At 72.8% G+C, this 13,247-nt stretch carries 13 protein-coding genes; 9 read left to right on the top strand and 4 right to left on the bottom strand.

Translation table 11 applies throughout. The features are described from left to right. Positions 1 to 28: 28 nt before the first annotated feature. Together sbnA and K7787_RS00060 are read right to left on the bottom strand one after the other, a co-directional pair. A complete protein-coding gene (gene sbnA / locus K7787_RS00065) occupies positions 29 to 1,024 on the bottom strand; it encodes a 2,3-diaminopropionate biosynthesis protein SbnA (protein ID WP_223000014.1) in 996 nt (331 codons plus the stop codon). Between the two features lie 148 nt (positions 1,025 to 1,172). After that, a complete protein-coding gene (locus tag K7787_RS00060) occupies positions 1,173 to 2,090 on the bottom strand; it encodes a TauD/TfdA family dioxygenase (RefSeq protein WP_223000012.1) in 918 nt (305 codons plus the stop codon). A gap of 537 nt (positions 2,091 to 2,627) precedes the next feature. Here K7787_RS00060 and sbnB point away from each other — a divergent pair. From sbnB to K7787_RS00040, 4 genes are all read left to right on the top strand, one after another. Continuing rightward, positions 2,628 to 3,665, top strand: a complete 1,038-nt coding sequence (sbnB, locus tag K7787_RS00055; protein ID WP_223000010.1) for a 2,3-diaminopropionate biosynthesis protein SbnB — start codon at positions 2,628 to 2,630, stop codon at positions 3,663 to 3,665. Positions 3,666 to 3,679: 14 nt separating this feature from the next. Beyond that, positions 3,680 to 4,219 (top strand): YbaK/EbsC family protein, encoded by a 540-nt coding sequence (locus tag K7787_RS00050; protein WP_239115673.1) that lies wholly within the window; start codon positions 3,680 to 3,682, stop codon positions 4,217 to 4,219. Positions 4,220 to 4,691: 472 nt separating this feature from the next. After that, positions 4,692 to 5,345 carry an EboA domain-containing protein gene (locus K7787_RS00045; RefSeq protein WP_247720379.1) on the top strand — a complete coding sequence of 218 codons (654 nt, stop codon included), beginning with the start codon at positions 4,692 to 4,694 and terminating at the stop codon, positions 5,343 to 5,345. 135 nt (positions 5,346 to 5,480) lie between these two features. Then, entirely contained in the window at positions 5,481 to 6,143 is a 663-nt protein-coding gene (locus K7787_RS00040) for a DedA family protein (protein WP_308036256.1), read from the top strand. 108 nt (positions 6,144 to 6,251) lie between these two features. On the opposite strand, the gene K7787_RS00035 is transcribed toward K7787_RS00040, so the two are convergent. Beyond that, a complete protein-coding gene (locus tag K7787_RS00035) occupies positions 6,252 to 7,472 on the bottom strand; it encodes an NAD(P)/FAD-dependent oxidoreductase (protein WP_223000008.1) in 1,221 nt (406 codons plus the stop codon). A 204-nt stretch (positions 7,473 to 7,676) separates the two neighbouring features. Between K7787_RS00035 and K7787_RS00030 the strand changes: the two genes are divergently transcribed. The 3 genes from K7787_RS00030 (at position 7,677) to K7787_RS00020 (ending at position 10,481) form a co-directional block, all read left to right on the top strand. Beyond that, a complete protein-coding gene (locus K7787_RS00030) occupies positions 7,677 to 9,257 on the top strand; it encodes an acyl-CoA mutase large subunit family protein (RefSeq protein WP_223000006.1) in 1,581 nt (526 codons plus the stop codon). 38 nt (positions 9,258 to 9,295) lie between these two features. After that, positions 9,296 to 9,706, top strand: coding sequence for a coenzyme B12-dependent isobutyryl CoA mutase small subunit (icmB, locus tag K7787_RS00025; protein WP_009191156.1), 411 nt, complete (start codon positions 9,296 to 9,298; stop codon positions 9,704 to 9,706). 142 nt (positions 9,707 to 9,848) lie between these two features. After that, entirely contained in the window at positions 9,849 to 10,481 is a 633-nt protein-coding gene (locus K7787_RS00020) for a ScbR family autoregulator-binding transcription factor (protein WP_043261412.1), read from the top strand. 22 nt (positions 10,482 to 10,503) lie between these two features. Here K7787_RS00020 and K7787_RS00015 read toward each other — a convergent pair whose 3' ends face one another. Continuing rightward, a complete protein-coding gene (locus K7787_RS00015; protein ID WP_223000004.1) occupies positions 10,504 to 11,151 on the bottom strand; it encodes a ScbR family autoregulator-binding transcription factor in 648 nt (215 codons plus the stop codon). Positions 11,152 to 11,352: 201 nt separating this feature from the next. On the opposite strand from K7787_RS00015, the gene K7787_RS00010 reads away from it, so the two are divergent. Together K7787_RS00010 and K7787_RS00005 are read left to right on the top strand one after the other, a co-directional pair. Continuing rightward, complete coding sequence (locus K7787_RS00010; protein ID WP_223000002.1) at positions 11,353 to 12,294, top strand: ScbA/BarX family gamma-butyrolactone biosynthesis protein; 942 nt, start codon at positions 11,353 to 11,355, stop codon at positions 12,292 to 12,294. Further along, positions 12,284 to 13,247: NAD-dependent epimerase/dehydratase family protein (locus K7787_RS00005; protein WP_223000000.1), on the top strand; the 964-nt coding region annotated here is incomplete at its 3' end. The genes K7787_RS00010 and K7787_RS00005, both read left to right, overlap by 11 nt.

Below are 13,247 nucleotides of genomic sequence, written 5' to 3'. Positions count from 1 at the left end.
AGCAGGCGAGTCGCTCAGCCGGGCCCGGTCAGCCCGCTGTCTTCCACAGCTGGGAGACCTCGCCGAACCGCTCGCTCACCCATCGGTCGTCGTAGATGGTGTCGAGGTAGCGGTCGCCCCGGTCGGGGAAGAGCAGCACACAGGTGGAGCCCTTCGGGATCGACTTGCCGATCTGCTGGAACGCCGCGACGACCGCGCCGGACGAGCCGCCGGCGAGGACCGCCTCCCGGCCGACGAGGCGCCGGCAGCCGACCACGGCGTCCAGGTCGGTGACGTGCACCACCCGGTCCGCGGCCGTCGGGTCGAAGAGGGCGGGCCGGATCGACGCGCCGTGCCCGGGGATGAGCCGGGTCACCTTCTCGCCGTGGTCGTCGAAGAGCACACTGCCGACGGCGTCGACCGCGACCATGGTCGTGCCGAGGGCGTGTTCCCTGGCGTACTGGGCGCAGCCCTGGAGCGTCCCGGTGGTGCTGGTGGCGCAGAACAGATAGTCGACCTTGCCGTCCAGGGCCTCGGCTATCTCGCGCATCGTGCGCCCGTGCGCCGCGGGGTTGCGCGGATTGGCGTACTGGTTGGGCCAGAACGCGTGCGGGAGGGTCGCCACCAGCTCGCGCACCCGCCGCAGCCGGCGCTCCAGGTACTCGCCGCTGACCGGGTCCGGCTCGGTCACCTCCTCGATCTCGGCGCCGTAGGCCCGCAGGATCGCCAGGTTCTGCCGTGAGGTCTTGGCGTCGACCACGCAGACGAACCGGATGCCGTGGTAGCGGCAGAGCTGTGCGATGCCGACGGCGAGATTGCCGGAGCTCGATTCGACGACCACCGAGCGGACCGGGTCGATTTCTCCGTTCTGAATCCCTTCGAGGACCATGCTGACCGCGGTCCTGTCTTTTATGCTGCCCCCCGGATTGAAGCCCTCGATCTTGGCGAAGACCTTTCCGGGGAAGTCCGGCGCCAGCCGGCTGAGTTCCACCAGGGGCGTTCCCCCGACCGTTCCGAGGATGCCGCCCGCAGCTGTCCCGTTCATAGCCACCCCTCTTCGAAAACACCTGCCCCAACGGTTGGTCCGGTGGCTATAGGGCCCCTATACGGAACCCGGCGCGAAAACGAATACGGAGGACGTGCCGGAAAGCCCGGCTCCACGCACCGGAGCCGGGCTCTGGGGGCGCGCCGGGTCAGTCGGACATGGCCACCAGGACGCGTCGCGCGCCCCCGTACGGCCGGCGTCCGTGCGCCACCAGCACGTTGTCGACGACCATCAGGTCGCCGGCCACCCAGTCGACGTCCACCGCGGTCTCCAGACCCCGGTCGCGGATCTCCAGGACGTGCTCGGGGGCGATCGGCGACCCGTCCGCGTAGGTGACGTGCTGCGGCAGGTCCTCCTCCGGCATGATCCTGGCGAGGGCGGCGGCGGTCTCGTCGCCGAGCGCCGCGTGATGCCACTGGTCGGCCTGGTTGAACCAGACCAGCGTGCCGGTCACCGGGTGCGTGAGGACGGCCGGGCGCAGCTGGGCGATCCGCAGCCCGCCGTCGCGCTTCCACTCCCAGGTGGCGCCGGCCATCTCCGCCAGGTGCCGCTCCACCTCGTCGCGCTCGGACGTCTCGAAGGTCTCCTGCCAGCTCTTGCCGAAGCCGTGCCCGTCGTGCAGGTTCTGCGTGTAACGCACGCCGTCGGCGAAGGCGGCCCGCAGTTCGGGCGACAGGGCCGCGAGCCAGGCGTCGCCCGGCACGACCGGCGTGGCGCCGCCGGAGCCCGGTGTCGTCTCGCAGTAGAAGGCGAGCCGGGACGGCCACTTCGCCGAGTACGACAGCTCGTTGTGCATCGAGATGGTCTGGTCGGCGGGGTACTCGGTGGACGTGTAGATCCGGTCGCCGACATGGCTGCGCGGCGAGTTCCCGTGCACGTACGCGAGCCGGTTGGGCAGGACGCGGTCGAGTACGCCGTCGAGCGCGGCGGGCGTGATCCCGAAGCCGCGGAGCACCACGGCGCCGTTGGCGAGCAGCAGGTCGTCGAGCCGCCCGGTCAGGTGGCCGAGGAGCGGCCCGTCCGCGGGAGTGATCTGCGCGGGGGCCCAGGTGATGGTATCCGTCATGAGCACGAGAATCCCGCCGCGGGCTATACGCCCCCTATCGGGCGGCGGCCGCAATAGCTCGGCGCAGGGAATCTCCTCGCTTTCGGCGGGACGTGAACCGAACGCGATCCGGCGAGGAGAGGGCCCGGCGTGACGGGGCCGGTCGAACATGCCGGCGCCGGCAAGGCGTACGCGTAGGCCGAACTCGCCGAACTCCTCGACATCAGCGGCCCGACGGGTTCCGCATTCTTCAGGAATCGGTCCGCTTCTTCCGGGTCGTCCGGGAGGCGAACGCGCTGAATACGTCTTTCGGCGCGGGCGCGAACGGGCCATGCCGGCGGGTGGCGGCGTCGCCGGGTCCCGATGCCTCTCGTGGACCTCACCGGGGAGGCGGCATCACCGCGAAGGCCGGGGTGCGCGCCGGCGTCGCCGAGGCGGCTGTACGGCGGTCGTGCGCGGGGTGGCGAACGGCGGTCACGCACGGCGGTCAGGCACGGTGCTTTCGGCCGCGATGGCGTGATATCCGGGCTATAGGAGGCGTCCTTAGCGTCCTGGCCCATGCCCTCCCCTACACAGACGCCCAGCTTCGCCGTGATCCCCGGTGCCGAGGTCGACCGCGCCCTGACCGGACGGCACATCGAGGTCACCGGGATCATCGAGGACGCCTACCGACTCCACGGAGCGGGCGGCACCGTCAACCCGCCCTCCTACTTCCTGCGCTTCCCCGACCGGCCCGACGCGCGCATCATCGCGCTGCCGGCTTCGGTGGGAGGCGACATCGCCGTGGACGGCATCAAGTGGATATCCAGCTTCCCCGGCAACATCACCTCCGGCCTGCCCCGCGCCTCGGCCGTGCTCATCCTCAACGACCCGGCCACCGGATACCCGCTGGCCTGCGTGGAGTCCTCCATCATCAGCGCCTCCCGCACGGCCGCCTCGGCGGCGCTCGCCGCGCGCAGGCTCAGCGAGGCCCGCGGCGTACGCCCCCGGCGCGTCGGATACATCGGCACCGGGCTCATCGCGCGGTACGTGCACGACTTCCTGGCGGGCACCGGCTGGGAGTTCGACGAGATAGGGGTGCACGACCTCAAGGCCGAGTACGCGCGGCAGTTCGCCGGCACCGTCGGCGCCACGGCGGGCGACGCGAACGTCACCGTGCACGACGGCGCCGAGTCGCTGATCCGCGGCAGCGACCTCGTCGTCTTCGCCACCGTCGCCGCGACACCGCACATCGACCACCCCGGCTGGTTCGCCCACGACCCGCTGGTCCTGCACCTGTCGCTGCGGGATTTGGGCACCGACGTCGTGCTGTCCGCCGCCAACTTCGTCGACGACGTCGAGCACTGCCTGAAGGCCGGCACCTCGCCGCACCTGGCCGAACAGCGCGTCGGTCACCGGGACTTCATCGAGGGCACCCTCCACGACGTCCTCACCGGCGCCGCCGGGGTGCCGGACGACAAGCCGGTGATCTTCTCCCCGTTCGGCCTCGGCGTCCTCGACCTGGCGCTCGGCAAGTACGTCTACGACACCGTCCAGGAGACCGGACGGCTCGACCTGGTGGAGGGCTTCTTCCACGAGACCCGCCGCTACGGCTGAAGGGGCCGATCCCGATGACTGCGCACACGATGACCACCTACGACCGGGTGCTCGCCCTCCTCGACGGCGCCGGCTGCGGCTACCGCGAGGTCACGCACCGCGCCGAGGGCCGCACCGATCTGGCCAGCCTGCTGCGCGGACACCCGCTGCACCAGTCCGCCAAGTCCATCGTCCTGCGCGTGGCACTGGGCCGTAAGCGCTCGGCCTACGTGCTCACGGTGGTGCCCGGCGACCGGCGCGTCGACCTGGCGGCCGCCGCCCGCACCGCGGGCGGCGCCCGGGCCGACTTCGCCGACCGGGAGACCGCCGAGCGGCTCACCGGCTGCGTGAGCGGCGCGATCGTGCCGTTCTCCTTCGACCCGCGGCTGCGCCTCGTGGTCGATCCCGAGCTGCTCGAACAGGACGAGATCTGGTTCAACGCCGCCCGCCTCGACCGCTCGCTCGCCATGTCCCCCCGGACCTACGCGGAGGTGGCCCGGCCGTTGTTCGCCGCGGTCGCCGAGCCGCCCCGGCACACCACCGTCGCGCCCGTGGCCGCGCCCGGCGGAAGGTGACGGGACGCCACGACGGCCGCTCCCGAACCGCCCGCCGCCCCGCCGGCCGGGCTCGCGCCGCCACCCGGCGAAGTGCGGGTCCAGGCGACCCCCTCGGCGCGGCCGACGGGGTCGGGGGCGCCGACCGGGGGCGTGTCCCCACGGGGCCGTATAGGCCGCGTATAGCGCCGGGCGCGACAGTGGCCGGACGCACCATGACGGCGACGCCGCAGCGGTGCGGACGGGCCGCGCCTCCCCGGCGGACGCGTCACGGAGTCCCCCCTCCCACGACGCGTTCCGGCCGGCCCTCTGCGGCCCGGCGCTCCGGCGGCATCTTCGCCGCCGGGCACCGGGCCGCGGAGGGCCGGCCCCTTCGCCGCAGGGGGCGCGGCCCTGCGGCGGGGCCCCGAACCGCCTGCCGTCCGATCGGAGTTCAGCCGTGCGGCGGCAGCCGCCGCGGCCCGTGCAGCGGCAGAAGGAGGCCGTACCCGCGATGACCCGCCCGACCCTCGTCCCGGCCGCAGGAACCGTGCACGGCGAGCTGGTCCGCCGCACCCTGCGCGAGCGGCTGGCGTCCGCCCTGCCCGAGCGTTTGCGCCGCACCCTGGACGCCCACCTGCGCACGGTGGCCGAGCAGGGCGCGGGAGCGCTGGACGACCTCTTTCCCGCCGTCGAGATCCGCTTCGGCCGCACCCCGCTGCCCGGCTGGGCCGGCTGGTCGGTCACCGACGGCGTCCGCACCCGGCTGCTGGCCGCGCTGCCGCTGACCGGCACGGCGCTCGCCGAAGAGGCACGGCGCCGGTACGAGTCGGGAGCGGCCGGCGAACGCCGGTCCGTGCTCCTCGCGCTGCCGTTCCTGCCGCTCGGCGACACCGCGACGGACCTCGTCGAGGACGCGGTCCGCTCCCGCAGTCCCCGGCTGCTCGCGGCCGCCCTCGGCCCGTACGCCGGCCGCCATCTGAACCAGGACAGCTGGCGGCAGGCGGTCCTGAACTGCCTGGCCACCGGCGTCCCGCTGGCCCGGGTGGACCGGCTCGCCGACCGCCGCGACCTCGAACTCGCCGTTCTCGTACAGGACTTCGCGGCCGGATGCCGAGCCGCGCACCGCTCCGTCCCCGACGACCTCTGGCTCGCCGTAGGAGGATGAGGCCGATCCGGCTCCTTCCCCTCAGGAGTTCTCGGGGGAGCCCGGGTGTTTCCCTGAACTCCGCTCACGATCGGTGCCGTCCCTCCCGGTACGTGTCATTTTCCGGTGACAGGTGTCACGGGTGACGAAAGGAAGGTGAGTCGGATCAATGAGTGGAGCGGAACATGGCCGTATGTCTTGATCGTGCTGACCGTGGTGCCGCCGATGGTGCCCAACTCCTGGCTGCTGACGACCGCGGGCGCCCTGTCGGCGACGGGCCGGCTCAGCCTTCCGGTCGTGCTCCCGGTGGCGGTGTGCAGCGCGGTCCTCGGCGACCTGCTGGTCTACGGCGGGGCCCGGCGCTTCGGGGGCGGCCTGGTCCGGCTGCTCGACCGCGGCCCACGGCGGCAGGCCGCGCTGAAGTGGGCGGCGGCGCGGATCGAGCGGTACGGGATCCCGTTCGTGATCGCGGGCCGGTTCACCCCGAGCGGCCGTACCGTCGGCATGGCGGCCGCGGGTCTGGTGCGCTTCCGGCTGCGCCGGACGGTGTGCGCGTCGGTCGCCGCCGAGTCGGTGTGGGTGACGTACACCGTGGGCCTCGGCTACTTCGGCGGCGCGGCGGCGGGGGAGGGCCTGCGGGGGGTCCTCTTCGGGCTCGCCGTCTCGGGGACGGCGGGCGCGGCGGTGGCCGCCGTGCAGTGGGTGGTGCGCAGACGCGGGCGCCGCGGCGGGCCGGGCGTCTCGCGTGTGGTCACGCACGGGGGTGAACGGCACGACCCGGAGGCCGCGCTGCCGGTCGAGCCCGGGGCCGGGCGGTGAGCCCGGCGGCGGGCCCGCGCGGAGGGCGGCCTCTTCCCGATGAGCATGTGCCTTCTGTCCGCCCGCTTCCGGTCACGCCGAGGCCGTCCGACGATTGTGCGACGCCCGTCATGGGCGCCGGGACCCGGCCGGGGCCGTCTCGCGTACCGTCGCCTTCAGCGGTACGCCGGGGTCCGTGAGGAGCCGGGGCTCGATGCTCGCCCCCGCCGTGATCAGCCGTCTGCCCTGGGCGAGGTCGCGCGGCCGGTCCACGGCGAGTACCGCCGCCAGGCGATCGCCGCGCAGCCAGCAGACGCTCCAGCCGTCCGGCTCGCCCGGCGTCCCGCGCCGCACCACCGTGTCCCCGGGGCCGGCATGACCCGCGTACTGCACCGTCCGGCCGAACTGCTCGGACCAGAAGTACGGCACCGGGTCGTACGGCGCCGTCCCGGGGCCGTCCGTGATGTGGGCCGCGACCGTCCTCGCGCCCTGCAGCGCGTTGTCCCAGTGGTGCACGAGCAACCGCTGCCCGTACCGCGCCGACGGGAAGGACGCGCAGTCCCCGACCGCGTACACGTCCGGCGCCGACGTCCGCAGCCAGGCGTCGGCCGCCACCTCGCCGCGGTCGCCGAGGGCGATGCCGCAGCCGGCGAGCCAGCCCGTCGCGGGCCGTGCGCCGACCCCGACCACCACCGCGTCCGCCCGCAGCCGGCTCCCGTCCGCCAGGCGCACCCCGTCCGGCTCGACCTGCGCCACCCGCGTGCCGGTGCGCAACACGGCCCCGGCCTGCGCGTACCACGCGGTCATCGGCGCGGTCGCCGCCGCGGGCAGCACCCCGCCGAGGGGCGCCGGCGCCGCCTCGACCACGGTGACCCGGCATCCCGCCTCGCGGGCGGCCGTGGTGAACTCGGCGCCGATCCACCCGGCCCCGATCACGACGACCTCGCCGCCCGCGTCCAGGACGCCGCGCAGCCGCCGGGCGTCGCCGAGGGTGCGCAGGACGTGCGCGTCGGCGCCGGGCAGCCGTACCGGGTCGGCCCCGGTCGCGATCACCAGCGTGTCGTACGTCAGGTCGCCCCGGGACGTGCCGAGGCGGTGTTCGGCGGGCAGCAGCCGCTGTGCCGAGCGGCCCGTCTCCACCTCGATGCCGAGTTCCTCGAACCCGACGTCGAAGACCACGTCGTCGGGCCGGCCCCGCCCGCGCAGCACGGCCTTGGACAACGGCGGCCGGTCGTAGGGCCGGTGGGGCTCGTCCCCGACGAGCGTCACCCGGCCGGTGTATCCCCGCTCCCGCAGCGCGACGGCGGTCTGCACCCCGGCCGCCCCCGCACCCACGATGACGACTCCCATGGACGTCGACCTCCCTGCCTCGGCTGTGCGTTCCCCGCCATCGTGGGGGACGGGCCCGCGGCCGGTCGCCTCCGCGGACCGGAGTCAAGGGTGCGGTAGGGGATGGTCCGGCGTGCCGCCGTTCCTAGCATCCGAGGTGTCCGGCGGCGGTGGCGAACCGTGCGGCGGACGAGGACACCCGACACGAAGGGGCGGGAAGAACCCATGGCACGTGAATCCGAGTCCGGGCTGCCCATCGAACCGGTCTACGGGCCCGACGCGTCGGGGACCTGGGACCCGGCGGAGAAGCTGGGGGAGCCGGGCGCCTACCCGTTCACCCGCGGTGTCTATCCGTCGATGTACACCGGCCGGCCCTGGACGATGCGCCAGTACGCCGGTTTCGGTACGGCCGTGGAGTCCAACGCCCGGTACCAGCAGCTGATCGCGAACGGGACGATGGGCCTGTCGGTCGCCTTCGACCTGCCCACCCAGATGGGCCACGACTCCGACGCCCCGATCGCGCACGGCGAGGTCGGCAAGGTGGGCGTGGCGATCGACTCGATCGACGACATGCGGGTGCTGTTCGCGGGGATCCCGCTGGACCGGGTCTCCACGTCGATGACGATCAACGCGCCCGCCGCGGTGCTGCTGCTCCTCTACCAACTGGTGGCCGAGGAACAGGGCGTGAGCGCGGACAAGCTCACCGGCACGATCCAGAACGACGTGCTGAAGGAGTACATCGCGCGCGGGACGTACATCTTCCCGCCCAAGCCGTCGCTGCGGCTGACCGCGGACATCTTCAAGTACTGCAGGGCCGAGATCCCGAAGTGGAACACCATCTCGATCTCCGGCTACCACATGGCCGAGGCGGGCGCGTCGCCGGCGCAGGAGATCGCGTTCACGCTCGCCGACGGCGTCGAGTACGTGCGCACGGCGGTGGCGGCCGGCATGGACGTGGACGACTTCGCGCCCCGGCTGTCCTTTTTCTTCGTGGCCCGTACGACGATCCTGGAGGAGGTCGCCAAGTTCCGTGCGGCGCGCCGGATCTGGGCGCGGGTGATGAAGGAGGAGTTCGGGGCGCGGAACCCGAAGTCGATGATGCTGCGGTTCCACACGCAGACGGCGGGGGTGCAGCTGACGGCGCAGCAGCCGGAGGTGAACCTGGTGCGGGTGGCGGTGCAGGGGCTGGCGGCGGTGCTGGGCGGCACGCAGTCGCTGCACACCAACTCCTTCGACGAGGCGATCGCCCTGCCCACCGACAAGTCCGCGCGTCTGGCGCTGCGCACCCAGCAGGTCCTCGCCCATGAGACCGATGTGACCGCGACGGTGGACCCGTTCGCCGGGTCGTACGTCATCGAGCGGATGACGGACGAGGTGGAGGCGGCGGCGCTGGAGCTGATGGGCAGGATCGAGGACCTCGGCGGCGCGGTCAGCGCGATCGAACACGGCTTCCAGAAGGGCGAGATCGAACGCAACGCCTACCGCATCGCCCAGGAGACCGACAGCGGCGAACGGATCGTGGTGGGCGTCAACCGCTTCCAGCTCGACGCGGAGGAGCCGTACGAGCCGCTGCGCGTCGACCCCGCCATCGAGCGGCAGCAGGCCGAGCGGCTGTGCAAACTGCGCGCCTGGCGCGAGCAGTTGCGGGTCGACGAGGCGCTGCGGCAGCTGAAGAAGGCGGCGGAGGGGGAGGACAACATCCTGTATCCGATGAAGGACGCCCTGCGCGCCCGTGCCACGGTCGGCGAGGTCTGCGACGCGCTGCGCGAGGTGTGGGGGACCTACGTGCCGTCCGACGGCCTGTGAGAGACGGCCTGCGAGAGACGGCCTGTGAGGAACGCCCTGTGGAGAGGAAGAACGTGAATCGCATCCGTATCGTCGTGGCCAAGCCTGGGCTGGACGGTCACGACCGGGGGGCGAAGGTCGTCGCCCGTGCGCTGCGCGACACCGGGGTCGAGGTGGTCTACACGGGACTGCACCAGGCGCCCCGTCAGATCGTGGACACCGCGTTGCAGGAGGACGCCGACGGCATCGGGCTCTCCGTGCTGTCGGGCGCCCATATGACGCTGTTCGCCGAAGTCCTGCGGCTGCTGCGGGAGCGCGGCGCGCAGGACATCCTCGTGTTCGGGGGCGGCATCATCCCCGACGCGGACATCCCCGAGCTGCTGGATCTGGGCGTCGCCGCCGTCTTCACGCCCGGCACTCCGACGCGGGCGATCACCGACTGGGTCCATACGCGTCTGAGCGCGGCCTGACCAGGGCCGGCCGGGCATCCGGCCGGGACCGTCGCGTTGACGGAAAGGCGGCCGTTGGGCGTCGAGAAACCAATCGCCCGGTTTTACAATGCTCACAGAGAGGGCCGCCGCCGAGCGGGCTCTGCGAGCTAGGGAGCTACGGATGGTGAAGCAGGAGCGCGCCCGACGCACCCTGCAGCGAATCGTTGCGGCGGCCGCGAACCGGTTCGAGGAGAACGGCTACAGCGGCACCACCCTCGACGACATCAGCCGCGAGGCGGGGGTCTCCAAGGGGGCGCTCTACTTCCATTTCGCGTCGAAACAGGAGGTCGCCGACGCCGTCACCGCGCACTCGTACGGGCTGCTGGAGGATCTGCTCGACGCCGTCCGCGGATCGGACGGCTCCGCCGTGCAGCAGCTCATCGACCTCACCCACGGGCTGAGCCGGCTCCTGTACCGCGAGCCGACCCTGCGCGCCGCCCTGCGCTTCCACCGGGACCGGACCCATCTGGGCACGGAGATCGACCACTACGCGCTGTGGCAGGGGGGCGTGGAGGAGTGCCTCGCGCGCGCGGCCGAGCGGCGGGAACTGCGCGTGGGGCTGCCCGCCGCGGCCGGCCGGGTGCTGGCCATGATCACGTTGTTCTCGGTCGAGTCGCTCGCCGTGCGCCGCGTGCCGGACCGGGAGGCGACGCAGCAGATCACGGACCTGTGGAACGTCCTGCTCGGCGCGTACGCCGCCCCGGCGGACGGCGCCCACCGCACCGGGGCGCCGCGGCCCTGCCCGGTGGGGTGACGCGGGCCGTCCGGGCCGGGCGCTATCGCGCGGCGGCCAGGGCGGCCCCTTCGTCGACCTGGGCGGCGGTGCCCTCCGGGTGGAAACGGGCCAGCCTGCGAGGCGGCACGATGCCGGGCAGCAGCATCTTCCACATCAGGGTCGTGCGCTCGGGCAGGTCCCGGCGTCCGCACAGCACCTGAGAGCTCATCTGCAGGCCGGTCCAGGAGCCGACGATCAGTCCGGCCAGCTGTTCGCAGTCGACGTCGGCCTTGACGTCTCCGCGCTGCTGGGCCTCGAACAGACACTTGCGGAAGATCTCGATCCACTTCGAGTACGGCTCGCTGACGATGCCGGTCTTCGAACTCTGGTCGGTCACGAGCCGGATGCCGGCCCGTACCCGGACGTTGTCCACCAGCTGCCGGGCCATGTGGTGCAGGGTGTCGATGACCGACTGCACGCCCATGTCGTCGACGGCCGTGGGGTTCAGCACGGAGAACTGCTCGTCGATCAGGGCCTGCGCCAGCTCCTCCTTGGAGGTGAAGTGGAAGTAGAGGGCCCCCTTCGTCACTCCGGACTCCTTGACGATGTCGCCCAGGGTCGTGCCGTGGTACCCCTCGGCGTCGAAAGCGCGTGCCGCGCCCTCGAGGATGGCGGCCCGGGTGACCTCCGCGCGTTCCTGCCTGGCCATGCGTCCAACCCCTTCGTCACGTAGCCGGAACCGTCGTCGCGGCGCCCTCCTTCTGCAGGTCGCGCCCCGCACTCGCCATCAGTGTGCCTGCACCCCCCACAAAAAACCAACTAACTGGTACTGTTTCTCGCGACGCTTCACCAGCCCCCGCACGTCCACCTCGGCATTTGCCCTGTTCAGGCACGCTTACAGGAGGCACTGATGCGCGTTTCCCCTCTCCTCGTTTCGCGAGAGGTTCCGTCGTTCGACGCTCCCGAACTCTTCCTGCAGTCCGTTCCCCGCGCCGTCGTGCACCGCGCCGCGGTCTCGGAGGTCCTCGTGACGGGACTGCGGCAGGTCGGCGACGACCACTTCCAGGCGGGGGTCCAGTGGCCCCGCAGCCACTCCTACTACGGCCGGGTCGCCGGTCGCTGGCACGACCCCATGCTGCTCGGCGAATCGATCCGCCAGGCTCTGCTCGCCATCTCCCACCTGGCCTACGAGGTGCCTTTCGGCCACAAGTTCCTCTCCAGCAGCCTGTCCTACAGCATGCGGCCGGAGGGCGCCCGGCTCGCCGAGCGCCCCGCGGACATCCTGCTGGACATCCGCTGTCGCAATGTCCGCCGGCGCGGACGGTTCATCAGCGCCGTGGACCTCGACGTGGACTGCTTCCGCGACGGGATACGCATCGGCTCCGGCTCGATAGCCGCGCAGTGCGTCCCCGAGACCGCCTACCGGCGGCTGCGCGGTGAACGTGCCGCATGCGTGCCGGGGCTGTCCGCCTCCGAGGCCGTCGCGCCGGGGAAGGTCGGCCGCACCTCGGCGTTCGACGTGGTCCTCGGCGTCACCAACATGGACCGCGTGTGGACCCTGCACTACGACGCCGACCACCCCGTCCTCTTCGACCACCCCGTCGACCACGTGCCCGGCATGGTCCTGATGGAGGCGGCCCGCCAGGCCGCGCTCGCGGAACTCGGCCTGCCCGACGGACTCGCGGTCGCCTGCGACTCGACCTACCAGAAGTACGTGGAGTTCGACAGCACCTGCCTCGTGACGGTGACGCCGCGGCCCGACCTGGACGAGGGCACGCGCACCGTGGCGGTGAGCTTCAACCAGGGCGGCGCCACCGTGGCCGGCTGCGAGGTGCAGATCTTTGCTGTCTGAGTCCTTGAACGGGCGGGCGGTCCTGGTGGTCGGCGGCACCGGATTCATCGGCAGCGCCGTGGTCCGGGAACTGCTGAGGCCCTCCTGCGGCGGGCCGGCGGTGACGGACGTGCGCGTGCTGGCGCGGCGGCCGCTGCCGGAGTGGATGATGTCGGCGGGTGCGCGGAGGATACCCGGCGACCTCATGGCTCCCGGCAGTCTGCGCGGCTGCGGCGACGGCGTGGACACGGTGCTCCACCTGGCCAGCTACGTCGGCCGGGACGCGGCGCTCGCGGACGCGGTCAACGCCGCCGGCACCCGTGCCCTGGTGGGCTCCGCCCGCACGGCCCGCTTCCTGTACGTGTCGACCGCCTCGGTCTACGGCCACGGCCCGCACCGCGGCGTGCGGGAGGGCAGACTCGCACCGGCCCCCGCGTCCGCCGCCAGCGCCTCGCGCCTGCTGGCCGAGGACGCCGTCCGCGCCCACGGAGGAGTCGTCCTGCGCCCCAACCTGGTCTACGGACCCGGTGACCGGTGGTACGTCCCCCTGTTCCTCAGGCTGCTGCACGCCGTCCCGGTGTGGCCGGAGGGCGGCCGGGCCCGCACCTCGGTCGTCGGCGTGCGCGAACTGGCCTCCGTGGTCGCCGCGTTCGCCCGGCGCGACTGGGCCGGGGCCGACCGCGGCTCCGTCTATCACGTCAACCACCCCCGTCCCGTGACCGTGCGCAGCGCCGCGACCCGGCTGTGCCGGGGGCTCGGCGTGCCGGTGCCCGGCACGGACCTGCCGCGGGCCGCGCACTGGGAGCTCGCGTCGCGTCTGCTGCCGCAGTTGTCGCCGCATCAGCACGCGCTGCTGACCGACGACCACTACTACGACAGCACCCGGGTGTGGGACCGGCTGGGCCTCGCGCCGGGGCCGGGTTTCGGAGCCGGCCTGGCGGCCAGCCTGTCCTGGTACCGGGAGCATCTGGCCA

Source organism: Streptomyces sennicomposti, assembly GCF_019890635.1.
Lineage (GTDB): Bacteria > Actinomycetota > Actinomycetes > Streptomycetales > Streptomycetaceae > Streptomyces > Streptomyces sennicomposti.
This window is presented reverse-complemented; position numbering and strand designations above follow the sequence as displayed.